This window comes from Bradyrhizobium hipponense, from assembly GCF_008123965.1.
Classification (GTDB): Bacteria; Pseudomonadota; Alphaproteobacteria; order Rhizobiales; family Xanthobacteraceae; genus Bradyrhizobium; species Bradyrhizobium hipponense.
The window spans coordinates 15,416-32,397 of sequence record NZ_VSTH01000127.1; the positions used below are offsets into that span (position 1 = coordinate 15,416).

The window sequence follows — 16,982 nt, forward strand, 5'->3', positions numbered from 1 at the left end:
TAATAACTGTAGAGTTATGGATGAGTCAAGTGCGATGCGGATCACTTGGGACCTCTCCCGCTTGCGGGAGAGGTCGACGCGAAGCGTCGGGTCTCGATTGCGCAGACAGCCCTCTCCCCGACCCTCCCCCGCAAGCGGGGAAGGGAGCGCACCGAATTCGCGGAAGCGTTAGTGGCCCTCAGGGCCGCAGATAGAGATAGCCCTGCGACTGCAGCTCGGCCAGGCGGACCACGCCGCCCTTCTCCGCGCTGACGAAGCCCGGCAGCAGATCCGTCAGCGTGACGTTCTGCGCCTTCATCGTGTTGCCGCAGGCGGCGAGCTCGACGCCGTCCTTGGAGAAATCGCCGACACGCTTGCTGACATCGGGATTGGCCTGCGCCGAGTGGAACGCCTTCAGCGCCGGACCGTGGATCACCAGCGCGATCGTCACGTGCTCGGGCCCGCCGACGCCGTAGATGTGATTCTGGATGTTCCCGAGCACGAAATTGACCTTCTCGGCGTCGCTAAGATGGTAGACGACCTTGAGCTTGTTGCCCGCGCTGGCTTCCGTCGCGGCCTCGGCGCGGGATGTTGCAAACGCCGCGCCCAAAGCCGAGACTGCGCTCCAAAGGATATTTCGGCGGTTCATGGCGATCTCCCTGGACTGGCCTGACTTTGCCGCACGCATATCACTTGTGGCGCAGTGCGGCGAGTTCCTTGCGGTCGGTCACGAGCGAAGCGCACTCGCTGTTGTCGGTGCGGTCGAGGCGGAAAATCTTGTCGTCGGCGCCGGCCACCAACGATTCTTCGGCGTCGTCGTCCGGCTTGTTGTTCTGCCAGACTCTGACCCGCGCAAGCCGGACGATCGCGGACTCGTTCTCCTTCGACAACGCCACCCCGATGCCGCCGCCCTCACAGTCGACGCCGCAGCCGAGGCGGGCGTCGTTGCCGTCCTTGGTGAACACCACGTGACTGCACGAGCCGCTGGAATCGAAATCGCCGGAGCGGTGGCGGTATCTGAAGCCGAGCCGGAAGGAGTTGTGGAGCTGCTTGTCCTCCTTGTCGTATTCCGCTGAGACCAGCAGCTTCATCGAGGCGACCTTCTGCTTCGGGTGCCGCGCCAGATGTTCGGCATCGTAGCGGCGGACGAAGCAGGCATAGGCCTTGTCTCCGGGCGGCCCTGCGTACATCCGCGCGTTGAAGGTCTCGGCTTCGGCCCTGCTGGCCTCGCGAATGTCGTCGGCCTCCGCGGCATGGCCGGGGCCGCTGAGCGCGGCAAGGATAAAGGCAATGAAAAGAGAGAGCTTCATGATCGCACCGAATGCGGGAACGGCAATTGGCCCGACCGCGAGGGACGGCGCGGGCCGGTTTGCCATTGGTCGCAGGCCGAACGCGGCGCGTTCACGCTCGCAAGCCCGCGAGGCTCCGCCGCGGCACAGGGATGAGATAGATGGCGCCGTGCGCCGCGTTAGTCGCAGGTCGGGTCAGGAAGGTTCAATCAACGTGGAGCCGTCAATCCTTGGAACTCGATATCGGCGATCTCTTCGACGTTGTCCGAGTTCGTCAGTGTGATAGCCTTCACAAACGATTGCTTCTCGAAATTGTAGGCTGGGCGGCCTCTTGCAGTTTGTGGAGTGCCCCGCAATGGGCGAAATTCGCAACTTCAGATCCGGAAGCCACGATGAGCCGCCGCAAAACGGCAGGATGCCTCGTCGTCTCGCCGCGATCATCGTCGGTGACATAGTTTCCTACAGCCGCTTGATGCAGGCCGACGAGGAAGGCACGCATGTTCGCGTCAAGCGGATCGAGCGGGATCTCATCCAGCCCAGTATCGTCGAGCACCATGGAAGCCTGGTGAAGACGACGGGCGACGGCTTCATCGCTATTTTCGACAGTCCAGTTGAGGCGGTTCGCTGCAGCATCGTCATCCAGCAAAATCTCATTGGCCGTAACGCCTCGCTTCCGAAGGGGTCCCGGATCGAGTACCGGATCGGAGTCAATCTCGGTGATGTCATCGTGGAGCCGGACGACGTGTATGGCGATGGCGTCAACATCGCCACGCGTATCGAGGGTATTGCCGAGCCCGGTCAGGTCTACATCTCAGGTGCGATCTACGAGCAGATCAAGCACAAGGTGGTGTGCGGCTATGAGTCGCTTGGCGACCGCAAGGTGAAGAACATCACCGACCCCGTGCGCATCTATCGCGTGCTGCCGGACGCAGATGCCGTGGGCAGGACGCGCGGCCGGCGCGAGAATATGCTGCTATTCCTTCTGGCCCTGACACTGCTCGTTATTGCGAGCGGCGTACTTTGGTATCTGCTCATGCAGCCGCCCAGCCGCCTCGGCGAACAGGCTGCGGCGCCCCCGACGCCGGCTCCGGCAGCATCCCCGTCGCAATCCGTTCAAGCCGAACCCGGTTCGTCGACGCAGGTGCCGCAGACAGCACCCGCGGCTTCTCCCTCGACGGCCGCAGTGCCTGCAAGCGCGCCTTCGCCGACCCCATCGCAATCCACGGTGCCGGTCCAGGAGCCGGAAATGGTTGCGATCCGCGGCGGCAGTTTCGCAATGGGCAGCAACGATGACCCGACGGAAAGACCTGTCCATCAGGTCGCGATCAAGCCGTTCGCGATCGGAAAATATCCTGTGACCGTTCGTGAATGGAATGAATGTGCGGCAGCGAAGGCATGCGGCTTTACAGCGATCGGGAAGGACGACGCCCCCGTCACCAATGTGAGCTGGGCGGACGCACAGCAATATGCGGGCTGGCTCGCGCAGGCGACGAAGAAGCCGTACCGCCTTCCGAGTGAGGCAGAGTGGGAATATGCGGCGCGTGCCGGCACGCAGACCAAATACTGGTGGGGCGACAAGCTCCAGCCGGGCGTGGCCGGCTGCAAGGATTGCGGTGACGTCACAGCCGAGCAGCCGGCGAAAGTCGGCAGCTTCAAGCCCAATCCGTTCGGGCTCCACGACATGGGCGGCGGCGTCGATCAGTGGGTCGAGGACTGTTGGCACAGGACCTATCAGGGTGCGCCCGGCGACGGCTCGGCATGGACCGGCGGGGACTGCACCTCGCACGTGCTGCGCTCGGGCTCCTGGAAGAACGATTCGAGATATGTCCGGCCGTCCAACCGCGACGGTTACGATACCAATGTTCGCTACCCGACGCATGGATTCCGCATTGCGCTCAGTCCTTAAGCGCTGGAGGAGGTCTGATGAAAATCCTTCGCTGCGTTGCGCTGTCGGCGGCGCTCGCGTTGCTTCCGGGCATCGCCTATTCGCAGGGCAAGACAGCGCCCAAGGACGCGAAGGTTTATTTCATCACTCCGCGTGACGGTCAGAAGATCCGGGGCGGATTCTGGGCCCGGTTCGGGTTGCGGAACATGGGCGTGACGCATGCCGGCGACGACTACCATAACGCCGGTCATCATCATCTGTTGATCGACGTGAACGAACCGATTGATCCCAAGGAGCCGATTCCGCAGGACAAGTCGCATCTGCACTTCGGAGCAGGGCAGACCGAAACTCTTCTCGAGCTTCCGCCGGGGACGCACACGCTCCAGCTGGTGCTGGGCGATGCGAAGCACTATGCGTTCGAACCGCCCGTCGTGTCAGAGAAGATCACCATCCGCGTCAGGCCGCCCGTTTCAGCCGCTAAGTGATCACCGCAGGCTGGCGTTGAACTTGTCCAGCGCCGCCGAACCCGGGCAGAGCGTATCGGCCTCCAGAGTATTGAGCGGCGTCTCCACCGTGTTGAGATGCTCGTGCAAATCTTCCGCGTCGGGATCGACATAGAGCAGGCCGGTGACGATCTGGCCCTTGGCGGCGTGCTTCTGCAGGAAGGTCATGGCGCCAAGCCGGTCGTGGGGATCGTAGTCCGCATCGATCTTGCGCAGCGCGATTCTGCTGCCGTCGTGCTGCTCGACCATTTGCACCGTGCCCGGCGCATAATCGACGGCGATCGGATCGCGGCCCACCAGCACGTCGAGCCGGTTCACCGCGTCATTGTGCTCGCGGACATAATCGAAACTCTTGGTCGAACCGGCGTGGTTGTTGAAAGCGATGCAGGGGCTGATGACGTCGATGAAGGACGCGCCCTTGTGGCCGATTGCGGCCGCGATCAGCGGTACGAGTTGGCTCTTGTCGCCGGAGAAGCTGCGCGCGACGAAGGTCGCACCCAGCTGCAGCGCAATCGCGACGAGGTCGATCGCGTTGTCGGTGTTGGTGACGCCCTTCTTGGATTTCGAGCCGCGGTCGGCGGTTGCCGAGAATTGCCCCTTGGTCAGGCCGTAGACGCCGTTGTTCTCGACGATGTAGGTCATGTTGACGCCGCGCCGGATCGAATGCGCGAACTGGCCGAAGCCGATCGAGGCGGAATCGCCGTCGCCGGAGACGCCGAGATAGATCAGGTTGCGATTGGCGAGATTGGCGCCGGTCAGCACTGACGGCATGCGGCCGTGCACGGAGTTGAAGCCGTGCGAATTGCCGAGGAAATAGTCCGGCGTCTTTGACGAGCAGCCGATGCCGGAGATCTTCGCCACCCGGTGCGGCTCGATCGACAGTTCATAGCAGGCCTCGATGATCGAGGCCGTGATCGAATCGTGGCCGCAGCCGGCGCACAGCGTCGAGATCTTGCCCTCGTAGTCGCGATGGGTGTAGCCGAGCTCGTTCTTCTTCAGCCCCGGATGATGGAATTTCGGCTTTGCAATGTAGGTCATGACACCACCTGCGATCCCAAGCCCGTCATGGCCGGGCTTGTCCCGGCCATCCACGTCTTGGCCAGGAAGAAGAAAGGCGTGGATGCCCGGGCACAGGCGAGCGGAAGCGACGCCGTCCTTCGGACGGCTATGCCCGGGCATGACGATGGAGAGAGTGACGCGTAGGTCATGACACGGCCTTGCGGAGCGGGGTCACCTTGAGGTGATCCTGATGGTCGCCAATGGCTTTGGCGATGAAACGGGCGGTGATTGGCGAGCCGTCGTAATGCACGATCGGCACCAGCCGCACCGGGTCGATGCCGTTCTCGTTGACAATGAGCTGGCGGAGCTGGCTGTCGCGGTTCTGCTCGACCACGTAGACGAAGTCGTGCTCGGCGAGGAAGCTGGCGACACTCGAGTGGAATGGGAAGGCACGGATGCGCAAACGGTCGAGATGATGCCCGCGTGCCTCCAACAGGCCGATCGCTTCGTCCATCGCCGGCGAGGTCGAGCCGAAATAGATCACGCCATATTTGGTCGGCCGTTCCGCATTAGCCTGGAGCGGCCGCGGCACCAGATCCTGTGCCGTCTCGAATTTGCGCACCAGACGCTGCATGTTGTCGGCGTAGACCGTGCCTTCCTCGGAGTAGCGCGCATAGCGGTCGCGCGAGGTGCCGCGGGTGAAGTAGGAGCCCTTGGTCGGATGCGTACCGGGATAGGTGCGGTAGGGAATGCCGTCGCCATCGACATCGAGGTAGCGGCCGAAGTCGCGGCCTTCGTCCAGCATCTCGGCGGTCATCACCTTGCCACGGTCATATTGCTTTGCGTCGTCCCACTTCAGGGGACGGCAGAGGCGGTGGTTCATGCCTATATCAAGGTCGAGCATCAGGAAGATCGTGGTCTGAAGCCGCTCGGCGAGATCAAAGGCGGCGGCCGCAAACTCGAAGGCTTCCGCCGGATCCTCGGGGAATAGCAGCACGTGCTTGGTGTCGCCATGCGAAGCATAGGCGCAGGCGATGATGTCGCATTGCTGGGTGCGGGTCGGCATGCCCGTCGAGGGGCCGGCGCGCTGGATGTTCATGATCACGGCCGGAATCTCGGCGAAATATGACAGGCCAATGAACTCGGTCATCAAGGAGATGCCGGGACCGGAGGTCGCGGTGAAGGCGCGGGCGCCGTTCCAGGAGGCGCCGATCACGATACCGATCGAAGCCAGCTCGTCCTCGCCCTGCACGATGGCGTATTTCGCCTTGCCGGTCACAGGATCGTGCCGGTACTTCTTGCAGTGGCTGGTGAAGGCCTCCGCCACCGAGGAGGACGGCGTGATCGGATACCAGGCGCACACGGTGGCGCCGCCATAGACGGCGCCGAGTGCGGCTGCGCTATTGCCCTCGATGAAGATGCGGTCGCCGACCTTGTCGGACTTCTTGACGCGCAAGCCGATCGGGCATTTCAGGTTTTGCAGCGCCCAGTCGCGGCCGAGATGCAGCGCGTGAACGTTGGAGGAGAGCAGCTTCTCCTTGCCCTTGTACTGCTCGCCGATCAGCTGCTCGATCAGCTTCGGATCCATGTCGAGCAGCGCCGAGAGGCTGCCTAGATAGATGATGTTCTTGAACAGCTGACGCTGGCGCGGATCGGTGTAGGTCGAGTTGGTGATCGCGGTTAAGGGAACACCGATCACGGTGATGTCGCTGCGGAATTTGGTCGACGGCATCGGCTTGGTCGAATCGTAGAACAGATAGCCGCCGGGCTCGATGCCGGCGACGTCCTTGTCCCAGGTCTGCGGATTCATCGCCACCATCATGTCGACGCCGCCGCGGGCGCCGAGATGGCCGTCTTCCGTCACCCGCACCTCGTACCAGGTCGGCAGGCCCTGGATGTTGGAGGGGAAGATGTTGCGCGGACTCACCGGCACGCCATGACGCAGAATCGCACGAGCGAACATCTCGTTGGCGCTGGCCGAGCCCGATCCGTTGACGTTGGCGAAACGGACGACGAAGTCGTTTACGCTGCTGATCGGCTTTTTGTCGGACATGATGATCCTGCGTACGTCATTTCGATGAAATACTTCTGCATGTCCCAGGCGCCGGTGGGGCAGCGCTCGGCGCATAGCCCGCAATGCAGGCAAACGTCCTCGTCCTTCACCATCACGCGCCCGGTCTTGAGATCGCTGGAGACGTAGAGGTCCTGGTCCGGACGCGGCGAGGGCGCCTTCAGGCGCTGGCGCAGATCGGCTTCCTCGCCATTCTCTGTGAAGGTGATGCAATCCATCGGGCAAATGTCGACGCAGGCGTCGCATTCGATGCAGAGCGACGTCGAGAATACGGTCTCCACGTCGCAGTTCAGGCAGCGTTCGGCCTCGCCCAGCGCCAGCTTGACGTCATAGCCGAGCTCGACCTCGGCGCGGATGTCCTTCAGCGCAATCACCTTGTCGCGATGCGGCACCTTGAAGCGCTTGTCGTTGGAGATGTCGTTGTCATAACTCCATTCGTGAATGCCCATCTTCTGCGAGGAGACATGCACCTCTGGCAGCGGCCGTTCGTTGATGTCCTCGCCCGAGAGCATCTTGTGGATCGACAGCGCGGCATCATGGCCCTGCGCCACCGCCCAGATGATGTTCTTCGGCCCGAACGCGGCGTCGCCGCCGAAGAACACCTTTGGATTGGTCGAGACGAACGTCTTGGGATCGACCTTCGGCATATTCCACTTGTCGAACTCGATGCCGCAGTCGCGCTCGATCCAGGGGAAGGCGTTCTCCTGGCCGACCGCGACCAGCACGTCGTCGCATGCGAAGGTCTGGTCGGGCTCGCCCGAGGGCACCAGGTTGCGGCGGCCCTTGGCATCGTATTCGGCTTTCACCTTCTGGAAGGTGATGCCGGTGAGCTTGCCGCCTGCGTGGATGAAGGCGACGGGGACGAGGAAGTTGAGGATCGGGATGTCCTCGTGGATCGCGTCCTCCTTCTCCCAGGGCGAAGCCTTCATCTCCTCGAAGCCGGAGCGCACGATCACCTTGACATCTTCGCCGCCGAGCCGGCGCGCCGTGCGGCAGCAATCCATTGCGGTGTTGCCGCCGCCGAGCACGATCACGCGCTTGCCGATCTTATCGGTGTGGCCGAACGACACCGAGGACAGCCAGTCGATGCCGATATGGATGTTGGCCGCGGCCTCCTTCCGGCCGGGAATCTCGAGCTCGCGGCCGCGCGGTGCGCCCGAGCCGACGAAGATGGCGTCGTACTTCTCGGCGAGCAACGCCTGCATGCTCTCGATGCGATGACCGCCCTTGAACTCGACGCCGAGGCCCAGGATGTAGCCGGTCTCCTCGTCGATCACGGAGTTGGGCAGGCGGAATTTCGGGATCTGCGAGCGCATCATGCCGCCGGCTTCCGGATCGGCGTCGAACACGGTGCAGTGATAGCCGAGCGGCGCGAGATCGCGCGCCACCGTCAGCGACGCCGGGCCGCCACCGACCAGCGCAATGCGCTTGCCGTTCCTGGGCGAGGGCTTCGGCAGGCGCTGTCTGATGTCGTCCTTGAAGTCGGCGGCGACGCGCTTGAGGCGGCAGATCGCGACCGGCGTTTCCTCGACGCGTCCGCGCCGGCACGCCGGCTCGCATGGACGATCGCAGGTGCGTCCCAGAATTCCAGGAAACACGTTCGATTTCCAATTGATCATGTAGGCGTCGCTATAGCGGCCTTGGGCGATCAGTCGGATATATTCGGGAACCGGGGTGTGTGCGGGACAGGCCCATTGGCAATCGACCACCTTGTGAAAATAGTCGGGGGCCGCGATATCGGTCGGTTTCATTCCTACCCTGTCCGCACAGGCTCAAGGACCCGGCGGCCTTTTCTTGAGCTTGGCGAACGCCTAACGCGCGTCGATCTGGTTTCTGAATAGCATCATTGGGTTAGCTTATTAGAACCGCTCCGAAGTACAACGGCAAAATTGGGAAATCACCGGCTTTCATGGGAGCTGCGCGCACACAGCATTAACGGCTGCGCGCGAGATGCGGCAGTGCAGCATCTCGCGATGCGTGTGACACGGTAGGAGACAGATCTCTATCGCGCGGTCTTCGAAGCAAGGTCCGCGATCGACTTCATGACCGCGTCCCGCACGCCGGCATCATAGAGCGAATGTCCGGCTTCTTCCACGATGCGAACCTCGGAACCCGGCCATACTTTCGCGAGCGCCTCGGATGTCTCGGGCGGGCATAACAGATCGTAGCGGCCCTGAACGATGATGCCGGGAACGCCGGCGAGCCGGCCCGCATTCCGCAGCAGCTGGTGTTCGCTCATGAAGCTGTCGTTGACGAAATAGTGCGCCTCCATGAACGGCGTTGCGGGCAAAGTCCGCCATACGTTCAGCGAGGCCAGGTCCAGTCGCGTCCGCGCCGGCTTGTGTTCCGACAATGCTCGCTCGGTGTCGTGCCAGGCCCGCGCCGCGGGTCCATGCACGGCCGGATCGGCGTCGAGAATGCGGCGCCAATAGGCTTGCACCGGTTGCTCGCGTTCTTCTGGTGGAAGCACGCTCAGGAAGTCCGCGTGAAGAGCGGGATAAAACTGCGCCAGGCGCGAGGCGAAGGCCGCCTCGACCTCGGCCCGCGTGCCCAGGAAGGTCGCGCGCAGTGCGATGCCGGAGACGCGTTCGGGATGGGCCTCTGCGTAAGCCAGCGCCAAGGTCGCGCCCCAGGAGCCGCCGACCACCATCCAGCGTGCAAAACCGAATTTGTCGCGGATCTTCTCCATGTCCGCGATCAAATGCTGCGTGGTGTTATGCTCGCGCGATCCCTTGGGCCGGCTGCGGCCGCAGCCGCGCTGGTCGAACAGCACAGCGCAGAAGCGGTCAGGATCGAACAGCCGGCGATGGTCGGGCTGGCAGCCGCTGCCGGGCCCACCATGCAGATAGATCGCGGGAATGCCATCAGTGCGGCCGACGCTTTCGACATAGACCTCGTGGCCGTCGCCGACGTCGAGCAACTCGGAGGTCAGCGGCGCAAAGGGATCGGCACGCTTGGCCGCTGCGGCCGCGTCGGCGTCAGGCATCATTCGGATTCCAGAGTGCCGCCGGCAAAATTGCGGTAGATGAAGCGGTTGGTCTCGCCCTCGGCCTCGCGCTCGGCCTGCTTGAAGATGGTCTCGTGCAGCGGCGATAGCGCGCAGGCCGGATCGGTGTTGGCGGCGTCACCGGTCAGCGCAAAGGCCTGGCAGCGGCAGCCGCCGAAATCGATCTCGCGGAATGCGCAAGATTTGCACGGCTCCTTCATCCACCCCGTGCCGCGATAGCGGTTGAAGGCGTCCGAGTTCTGCCAGATCCAGGCGATCGAATGGTTGGAGCGCACGGATTCGAAATCGAGCCCGGTGATGCTCTCGGCGGCATGGCAGGGCAGCACCTTGCCGGCCGGCGAGATGTTGAAGAACTGCCGGCCCCAGCCCCCCATGCACTTCTTCGGCCGCAGCGCGTAATAATCCGGCACCACGTAGTCGATCGACAGCCGGCCCTTCAGCTGCTCGCGCGCCTCCTCGACGATGCGGGTGCACTCCTCTAACTGCGCCACCGTCGGCATCAGCGCGGCGCGGTTCTTCAGCGCCCAGCCGTAATATTGTACGTTGGCGACCTCGAGCCGGTCGGCGTCGAGATCGACCGCCATCTGGATGATCTCGGGGAGCTGGTGCAGGTTTTGGCGATGCATCACCGCGTTCACGGTGAGCGGCAGGTCGACCTCGCGCGTCCATTTTGCCACTTCGAGCTTCTTGCCATGCGCACCCTTGTAGCCGGCCACGCGATCGGACAGACTTATTTCGGTGCCTTGAAAGCTGATCTGCACATGGCAGAGCCCGGCATCCGCAAGATCGCTCAGTTTCTCGCGCGTCAGCAGCACGGCCGAGGTGATCAGATTGGTGTAAAGACCGGCGTCGCTGGCATGCTTGACCAGCTCGACGAGGTCCTTCCGCGCCGTCGGCTCGCCGCCGGAGAAGTGCACCTGAAGCACGCCGATCTCGGCAAGCTCGCTCAGCACCTTCTTCCATTCCTCGGTGGTCAGCTCCTTGCCGGAGCGGTCGAGCTCGACCGGGTTGGAGCAGTATGGGCATTGCAGCGGGCAGCGATGAGTGATCTCGAGCAGCACCGCAAGCGGAATGCCGAAGGTCTCCGCCGTCGAGCGCTGCTTCTCCAACACCGCGAGGCTGTCGCTGGCGTCGGGCGGGATTGTTGGATTACCGAGCAAATCGCTCATGACGTCTTCTCCCGGGCTTCGGTGAGAAAGCCCTTGTCGGCGAGATCCTGAAGCATGGCGATCACGTCGGTCAGGATCGCCTCGCGCGGCGCGGCGTATTTCGCCGCCAGCTGGTCGGAGATGTCGCCGACGCTGCGCTCGCCGTTGCAGAGCTGCAAGACCTCGACCGCGATCTCGTCCGGCGCCAGCACCCGCTCCGGCGCCAGGATCACCCAGACTTGCCGCGTCTCGTCATATCTGAGCTTGGCATGCCGCGGCAGCACCGGCCGGCTCGGCTCGCTGACGCTGATGTGACGCGGCCCGGCCATCGATTGCTCCTCAGCTCGCCTTGGGCACGAACGCGCCCGGCGGAATGTGCCCCTCAACATAGGCGTGGTAGAGCGCGTCGAGCTGCACCCACAGCACGTTGGTCTTGAAGATCAGCGCGTTGCAGACGGACGCGCGCTCCTCCGGCGTCCTGGCATGCGCCTTGACATAGTCGAGTGCAAAGCCGGCATCGCGCGGCGCCTGTGCCAGGCGGCGCTTGAAGTAGCTCATGGTATCCGGATTGACGAAGTCGTAATGCTCCAGCATGCCGGAGATGCGCTCTTCGTGCAGGTTCGGCGCGAACAATTCGGTGAGCGAGGAGGCGATCGCCTCCAGCGGGCTTTTTTCCCGGCAGTAGTGCACGTACGCCTCCACCGCAAAGCGCGTCGCGGGCAAAATGCCTTCCGTTGATTCCACATAGGCGGTGTCGAGCCCGAGGCCCTCTGTTAGCTTGAGCCAGCGCTCGATGCCGCCCTCGCTGCCGACGTCGCCGTCATGGTCCTCGATGCGGTGGCGCCATTCCACGCGCGTGGCGCGGTCGCGGAAGCGCGAGATCACCACCGCGTCCTTGATCGGGATCGTGCTCTGGTAATAGTAGCGGTTGAGCGCCCAGGCCTGGACCTGGCCCTTGTTCAGCTTGCCGCCGTGCAGCAGCTTATGGAACGGATGCAGGCTGTGATAGCGCGTCGCGCCAATGTGGCGCAGCGTCGCCTCGAGCTCCTCGGCCGAGTTGAGCCGGATGTCCTTGCCGATCGAGAGCGCGGTCATTCCTGTCAGCGACGCGGCATTCACAGCACGATCTCCGTTCCGTCGGCGGGTATCTGCCAACCCGCCTGTTCGGCCGCCTTGCGCTCGGGCGAGGAGGGCAAGAGAGCCGGATTCGAGTTATTGATATGCAGAAACATCTTCCTGTCGATAGTAAGATCGGCAAGCCGCGCGATCGCGCCGTCCTCGCCCGACATCGCGACATGTCCCATGCTCTTGCCGGTCTTGTGGCCGAGCCCGATCTTGATCATCTCGTCGTCCTGCCACACCGTGCCGTCGAAGAACACCAGCGCCGCGCCGTCGATCTCGGCCTTGAGCGCGTCGGTCACCTCGGCACATGCGGCGAGGAAATAAAAGCTCTTGCCGGTCGACCTGTCCGTAATCTTCAATCCAAGGGTATCGCCGTCGCCAGTCTCCCCGCCGGGATGCGCCTTGCCTTCGAGATACCAGGCCGACTTGCCGGGCACGGCGAATGGCAGCACCTCGATCCCCGAACGCGCGCCGTCGGGCAATCGCGGCTCGAATGGCTCGCTGATGTCGATCGGCTGCCGTCGCACGTTCTTTTCGTTCAGCACGTTGAAGATGCTGTTGGCCTTCAGGATCGCCAGCACCTTTTCATGCGCATAGACCGTGAACGGCGAACCCTCGCGCATCGAGAGCAGGCCCGCCACCGCATCCACCTCACCATTGGTCAGGATCACGCCGGCGATCGGCGTGTGACGCAGCGTGCCCGCCTTGGGATGCAGTTGCGGCGCGCCATTCAGCTGCTGGCGCAGATCGGGCGAGGCGTTGATCAAAAACCAATGCTCGCCGTCGCCGCTGAAGGCGACCGAGGCTTGCGTCCGCACAAGCTCACGGCCGTTTGCACGGGCTGCCCGGCAGCCCTCGCATCCGCAATTCCATTGCGGAACTCCGCCGCCGGCTGCGGCGCCCAGGACGACGACGCGAAGCATGATCCGTCTCCTGGAGGGAACGTTGCGAGGTGGATCTCAAGTCAACACAAATCCTGTCTTTCGGAAACGCATTGTGTCCGAAAGAACCCGACCTGCCTGAAACAACGCGACCGAACGATCCACCTGCGCTGAACACAAACTGACCAACCGCTTACTTGCGGGTGGCGCTCACATACATGTTGATTTCCATGCCGCAGGGCACTTCGACGATCTTGGGGGCTTTCCAGGCCATTTCGGCTCTCCATTTTCAGAATTCGGACGTATCCGCCCATGCCTTAAATTAGTGCCGGCGCAAAACTTCGCCAGTTAAATCTTTGGCTAAAGGTCTCATGTTGCGCCGCGAAATATGGGCTTGGAACACCGCTTTTGGTGAGGCAGTCTTGCGTTCGGCGCATTCGGTCGCGAACCCTGCCCTGATAAAGCAGTTGTGAGTGCAGTGCAGCTTTCAATCCGGTACAGGCGGCCCAATTGGATCTCGGTAATGCCCAAATACTTCTTCAACACCCGTATCGGCGATGAATTGATCGTAGATCCTGAAGGCGAGGATCTGCGCAATCCGGATCGTGCCTGGGAGGTAGCCCGCCAGATGATTCTGGAGGTGCTGAAATCCGAGGGGACCCAGCCGGCCCTGCTCGAGGCGGTGATCGAGGTCACTGACGTCGCCGGCGACATCGTGCTGGAATTCCCCTTCACCGAGGCGCTGCTGGACATGCCGGACCAATCGGCGACGCGGCATTAGCGTCGTGCGAGGTGTGCTCCCTCCCCCGCCTGCGGGGGAGGGTTGGGGAGAGGGTGCTTCCACGAGCGAGAACCCCCAGGAGGAGCGAGCCCTCACCCGCGCCTTCGGCGCGACCTCTCCCGCAAGCGGGAGAGGTTATGGAGCCCGCGGCTTCGATCGACCAAGCCAATCACCCGCTGACATCCCGCCCGCCCTCGCCCCTGCGAAATCGCATGGCTTTGCCGCTGTCCCGGCGCTAAAAGACGCCGGTCATACGGAGCAAGCCATGCAAGACCTCTGGCGCCTGTCGGCCGCCGACCTCGCCACCCTCGTCAAGTCCAAAAAAGTGTCCGCCAGGGAGGCCGCCAGGGCCGGCCTTGCCCGGCTCGATGCGGTCAACCCCAAGCTCAATGCTGTGATCGACCATCGGCCGGAGGACGTGCTCAAGCAGGCCGACGCCGTCGATGCGGCGATTGCGAGGGGTGAGGATCCCGGCGTTCTGGCCGGCGTGCCCGTCACCATCAAGGCCAATGTCGACCAGGAAGGCTTTGCCACCACCAACGGCCTCAAGCTGCAGCGCGACCTGATCGCCCGCGAAGACAATCCGGTGGTCGCCAATTTCCGCAAAGCGGGTGCCGTTCTGCTCGGTCGCACCAATTGCCCGGCCTTTTCCTATCGCTGGTTCACCACCAATCTGGTCCATGGCGACACCAAAAACCCGCGCGATGGCTCGCTGACCCCCGGCGGCTCGTCTGGTGGCGCCGGTTCGGCGGTCGCCGTCGGCATCGGCCACATCGCCCACGGCACCGACATCGCCGGCTCGATCCGCTATCCCGCCTATGCCTGCGGCGTGCATGGCCTGCGCCCGACGCTCGGCCGGATTCCGGCCTTCAACGCCGCGCTGCCGGAGCGCCCGATCGGGCCGCAAATCATGGCGGTCTCGGGTCCGCTGGCGCGCACCGTCAACGACATCAGGATTTCGCTCGCCGCCATGTCGGCCCGCGACGTCCGCGATCCCTGGTGGATGCCGGCGCCGCTCGAAGGTCCGGCGCGGCCGAAGCGCGCCGCGCTCTGCCTCAATCCGGACGGGCTTGCGACCACCCCGGAGGTGAAGGCGGCCGTCGCCGATGCCGGCAAGCGGCTGGAGCGCGCCGGCTGGACCGTCGAAGCGATCGAGAACACGCCGCCGATGCGCGAGGCGGTCGAGTGGCAGACAAAGCTCTGGCTCGGCGACGGCTACGAGGCGCAGCTGGAAATGGCCGAACGCGAGGGCGATCCCGGCGCGCTGGCATGCCTGCGCGGCAATCGCGCCAGGGTCACGCCGCTCGACCAGGCGAATTACGCCAAGGCGCTCATCCGCCGCGCCACGCTGACCCGGGACTGGATGCTGTTCTTCGAGCAATACGCGGTGGTGCTGACGCCGGTATCCGGCGAGCTGCCGTTCCCGGATCAGCTCGACCTCAAGGACGACGAATCTTTCGAGCGCGTCTGGGAGGCGCAACTGCCGCAGATCGCGATTCCCTTCATGGGACTGCCGGGCCTGGTGGTCTCGACCGGCCTCGTGGGCAAGGCTCCGGTCGGCGTGCACATCGTCTCCGGCCGCTACCGCGAGGACCTGTGTCTGCTCGCAGGCGAAGCGATCGAGGCCGGCGGCGTGCCGCCGTCGCCAATCGACCCCGTGGACTGATGATGTCGACCATCTACGACTTCAAGGCCAACTCGCTTGCCGGCGATGAGGTGCCGATGCGCCGCTTCGAGGGACAAGTGCTGCTGATCGTCAACACCGCGAGCAAATGCGGCTTCACGCCGCAATATCGCGGGCTCGAGGATCTGCACCGCGATCTCAATCCGCGCGGCTTTTCGGTGCTGGGCTTTCCCTGCAACCAGTTCGGCGCGCAGGAGCCGGGGCAGGCGAGCGAGATCCAGGCGTTCTGCTCGACCAATTACGATGTCACCTTTCCGCTGTTCGAGAAGATCGACGTCAACGGCAGCAATGCGCATCCTTTGTATGAGTACCTGAAACGTCAGCAATCCGGCCTGCTTGGCGCCTCCATCAAATGGAATTTCACAAAATTCCTGGTGGATCGCGCCGGCAAGGTGATCGCGCGCTACGCGCCGACAGCGCGGCCCGAAGGATTGCGGCAGCAAATCGAGACCCTGTTATGAGCGAGACAATCATGAGCGACGAATTTCCGGACCGCCTGTCGGTCGATCCGAACAGCCCCTATTACAATGCGGATATCCTGGCGCGCGACGTCGGCATCCGTTTCAAGGGCGTCGAGAAGACCAATGTCGAGGAGTACTGCATCAGCGAAGGCTGGGTCCGCGTCACCGCAGGCAACGCCAAGGACCGCCACGGCAACCCGCTGACCATCAAGGTGCATGGGCCGGTCGAGCCGTATTTCAGGGATAAGAAGTAGTCTGGCACGCCTCTCTCCCCTCGCAATGACGATGTTGGGCGAGCTTTGCGGTTTCCTCGTTCTATTGCGCTCGTTGCTCGCAATCATCTTGTGGTTGTGATATCGTGGTGGCTCTCTCAGCCGAGAGCGCTCATGAAGCAGCCTTGCGTGTACATGTTCGCCAATCGCCGCAATGGGACGATCTACACGGGCGTCACTTCCAATCCGCCGCGTCGCGCGTTCGAGCACCGCGAGGGATTGGTCAAGGGGTTCTCTTCGAAGTACGGCTGCAAGCTTCTCGTCTGGTACGAACTGCACGCGACCATCACCGACGCGATTACACGCGAAAAGCAGATCAAGGGCGGCAGCCGGGCGAACAAGCTTGCGCTGATCGAGACGCTTAATCCGGATTGGAAGGATTTGTACGAGACGCTGATTTGATGGCCGAGAGCGCGGCACCCGTTAGTCGCGTGATGTCGCCACACGCTCCGTCATTGCGAGCGCAGCGAAGCAATCCAGAGTCCTCGCGCGGAGGCAGTCTGGATTGCTTCGTCGCAAGAGCTCCTCGCAATGACGGCGGAGAGGGCGGTGTCGGCTGAGGGTGGCCGGGCCTCGGAGGAAGGCTGGAAGCTGCGCGAGATGTCGCCACACTCTCCGTCATTGCGAGCGCAGCGAAGCAATCCAGAGTCCTTCCGCGGCGGCAGTCTGGATTGCTTCGTCGCAAGAGCTCCTCGCAATGACGGCGGAGAGGGCGGTGTGCCAAGGCCGGGCCCTCAGCCCGCGGACGACGGAGCTGGAATCGTGCGAGGTGTCGCCACACTCTCCGTCATTGCGAGCGCAGCGAAGCAATCCAGAGTCTTTCCGCGGCGGCAGTCTGGATTGCTTCGTCGCAAGAGCTCCTCGCAATGACGGCGGAGAGGGCGGTGTCGGCTGAGGGCG

At 63.4% G+C, this 16,982-nt stretch carries 18 protein-coding genes; 7 read left to right on the forward strand and 11 right to left on the reverse strand.

Going from position 1 to position 16,982, the window contains the following annotated elements; genetic code table 11:
• Window positions 1–178 precede the first annotated feature (178 nt).
• Window positions 179–628, reverse strand: coding sequence for a DsrE family protein (locus FXV83_RS31450; protein WP_148743468.1), 450 nt, complete (start codon window positions 626–628; stop codon window positions 179–181).
• 40 nt (window positions 629–668) lie between these two features.
• A complete protein-coding gene (locus tag FXV83_RS31455; protein ID WP_148743469.1) occupies window positions 669–1,289 on the reverse strand; it encodes a hypothetical protein in 621 nt (206 codons plus the stop codon).
• Window positions 1,290–1,623: 334 nt separating this feature from the next.
• Between FXV83_RS31455 and FXV83_RS31460 the strand changes: the two genes are divergently transcribed.
• Window positions 1,624–3,174, forward strand: a complete 1,551-nt coding sequence (locus FXV83_RS31460; RefSeq protein WP_148743470.1) for an SUMF1/EgtB/PvdO family nonheme iron enzyme — start codon at window positions 1,624–1,626, stop codon at window positions 3,172–3,174.
• A gap of 17 nt (window positions 3,175–3,191) precedes the next feature.
• Window positions 3,192–3,638 (forward strand): DUF4399 domain-containing protein, encoded by a 447-nt coding sequence (locus tag FXV83_RS31465; protein ID WP_148743471.1) that lies wholly within the window; start codon window positions 3,192–3,194, stop codon window positions 3,636–3,638.
• Here FXV83_RS31465 and FXV83_RS31470 read toward each other — a convergent pair whose 3' ends face one another.
• The 9 genes from FXV83_RS31470 to pqqA all read right to left on the reverse strand — a co-directional run bounded on the left by FXV83_RS31470 (window position 3,639) and on the right by pqqA (window position 13,158).
• Entirely contained in the window at window positions 3,639–4,694 is a 1,056-nt protein-coding gene (locus FXV83_RS31470) for a 2-oxoacid:ferredoxin oxidoreductase subunit beta (protein ID WP_148743472.1), read from the reverse strand. It abuts the gene before it with no gap.
• Window positions 4,695–4,860: 166 nt separating this feature from the next.
• Complete coding sequence (locus FXV83_RS31475) at window positions 4,861–6,708, reverse strand: 2-oxoacid:acceptor oxidoreductase subunit alpha (RefSeq protein WP_187436294.1); 1,848 nt, start codon at window positions 6,706–6,708, stop codon at window positions 4,861–4,863.
• Window positions 6,678–8,477, reverse strand: a complete 1,800-nt coding sequence (locus FXV83_RS31480) for an FAD-dependent oxidoreductase (protein WP_148743474.1) — start codon at window positions 8,475–8,477, stop codon at window positions 6,678–6,680. Before FXV83_RS31480 ends, FXV83_RS31475 begins: the two co-directional genes overlap by 31 nt.
• Before the next feature lie 251 nt (window positions 8,478–8,728).
• Window positions 8,729–9,715 carry a prolyl aminopeptidase gene (pip, locus tag FXV83_RS31485; RefSeq protein ID WP_148743475.1) on the reverse strand — a complete coding sequence of 329 codons (987 nt, stop codon included), beginning with the start codon at window positions 9,713–9,715 and terminating at the stop codon, window positions 8,729–8,731.
• The gene (pqqE, locus tag FXV83_RS31490; RefSeq protein WP_148743476.1) at window positions 9,712–10,902 is read right to left on the reverse strand and encodes a pyrroloquinoline quinone biosynthesis protein PqqE; all 1,191 of its coding nucleotides are present in this window, start codon (window positions 10,900–10,902) and stop codon (window positions 9,712–9,714) included. Before pqqE ends, pip begins: the two co-directional genes overlap by 4 nt.
• Window positions 10,899–11,210: a pyrroloquinoline quinone biosynthesis peptide chaperone PqqD gene (pqqD, locus tag FXV83_RS31495; protein ID WP_148743477.1), complete on the reverse strand. Its 312-nt coding sequence runs from the start codon at window positions 11,208–11,210 to the stop codon at window positions 10,899–10,901. Before pqqD ends, pqqE begins: the two co-directional genes overlap by 4 nt.
• 10 nt (window positions 11,211–11,220) lie before the next feature.
• Entirely contained in the window at window positions 11,221–12,000 is a 780-nt protein-coding gene (pqqC, locus tag FXV83_RS31500; protein ID WP_148743478.1) for a pyrroloquinoline-quinone synthase PqqC, read from the reverse strand.
• Complete coding sequence (pqqB, locus tag FXV83_RS31505) at window positions 11,997–12,926, reverse strand: pyrroloquinoline quinone biosynthesis protein PqqB (RefSeq protein ID WP_148743479.1); 930 nt, start codon at window positions 12,924–12,926, stop codon at window positions 11,997–11,999. Before pqqB ends, pqqC begins: the two co-directional genes overlap by 4 nt.
• A 151-nt stretch (window positions 12,927–13,077) precedes the next feature.
• Window positions 13,078–13,158, reverse strand: coding sequence for a pyrroloquinoline quinone precursor peptide PqqA (gene pqqA, locus FXV83_RS31510; protein ID WP_007595659.1), 81 nt, complete (start codon window positions 13,156–13,158; stop codon window positions 13,078–13,080).
• A gap of 249 nt (window positions 13,159–13,407) precedes the next feature.
• On the opposite strand from pqqA, the gene FXV83_RS31515 reads away from it, so the two are divergent.
• From FXV83_RS31515 to FXV83_RS31540, 5 genes are all read left to right on the forward strand, one after another.
• Entirely contained in the window at window positions 13,408–13,665 is a 258-nt protein-coding gene (locus FXV83_RS31515; RefSeq protein WP_148743480.1) for a DUF6894 family protein, read from the forward strand.
• Between the two features lie 265 nt (window positions 13,666–13,930).
• The gene (locus FXV83_RS31525) at window positions 13,931–15,331 is read left to right on the forward strand and encodes an amidase family protein (RefSeq protein ID WP_148743481.1); all 1,401 of its coding nucleotides are present in this window, start codon (window positions 13,931–13,933) and stop codon (window positions 15,329–15,331) included.
• Between the two features lie 2 nt (window positions 15,332–15,333).
• Window positions 15,334–15,810: a glutathione peroxidase gene (locus tag FXV83_RS31530; RefSeq protein WP_148743482.1), complete on the forward strand. Its 477-nt coding sequence runs from the start codon at window positions 15,334–15,336 to the stop codon at window positions 15,808–15,810.
• Window positions 15,807–16,064 (forward strand): DUF3297 family protein, encoded by a 258-nt coding sequence (locus FXV83_RS31535; protein WP_018318553.1) that lies wholly within the window; start codon window positions 15,807–15,809, stop codon window positions 16,062–16,064. Before FXV83_RS31530 ends, FXV83_RS31535 begins: the two co-directional genes overlap by 4 nt.
• Window positions 16,065–16,196: 132 nt before the next feature.
• Entirely contained in the window at window positions 16,197–16,484 is a 288-nt protein-coding gene (locus tag FXV83_RS31540; RefSeq protein WP_148743483.1) for a GIY-YIG nuclease family protein, read from the forward strand.
• Window positions 16,485–16,982: the final 498 nt, after the last annotated feature.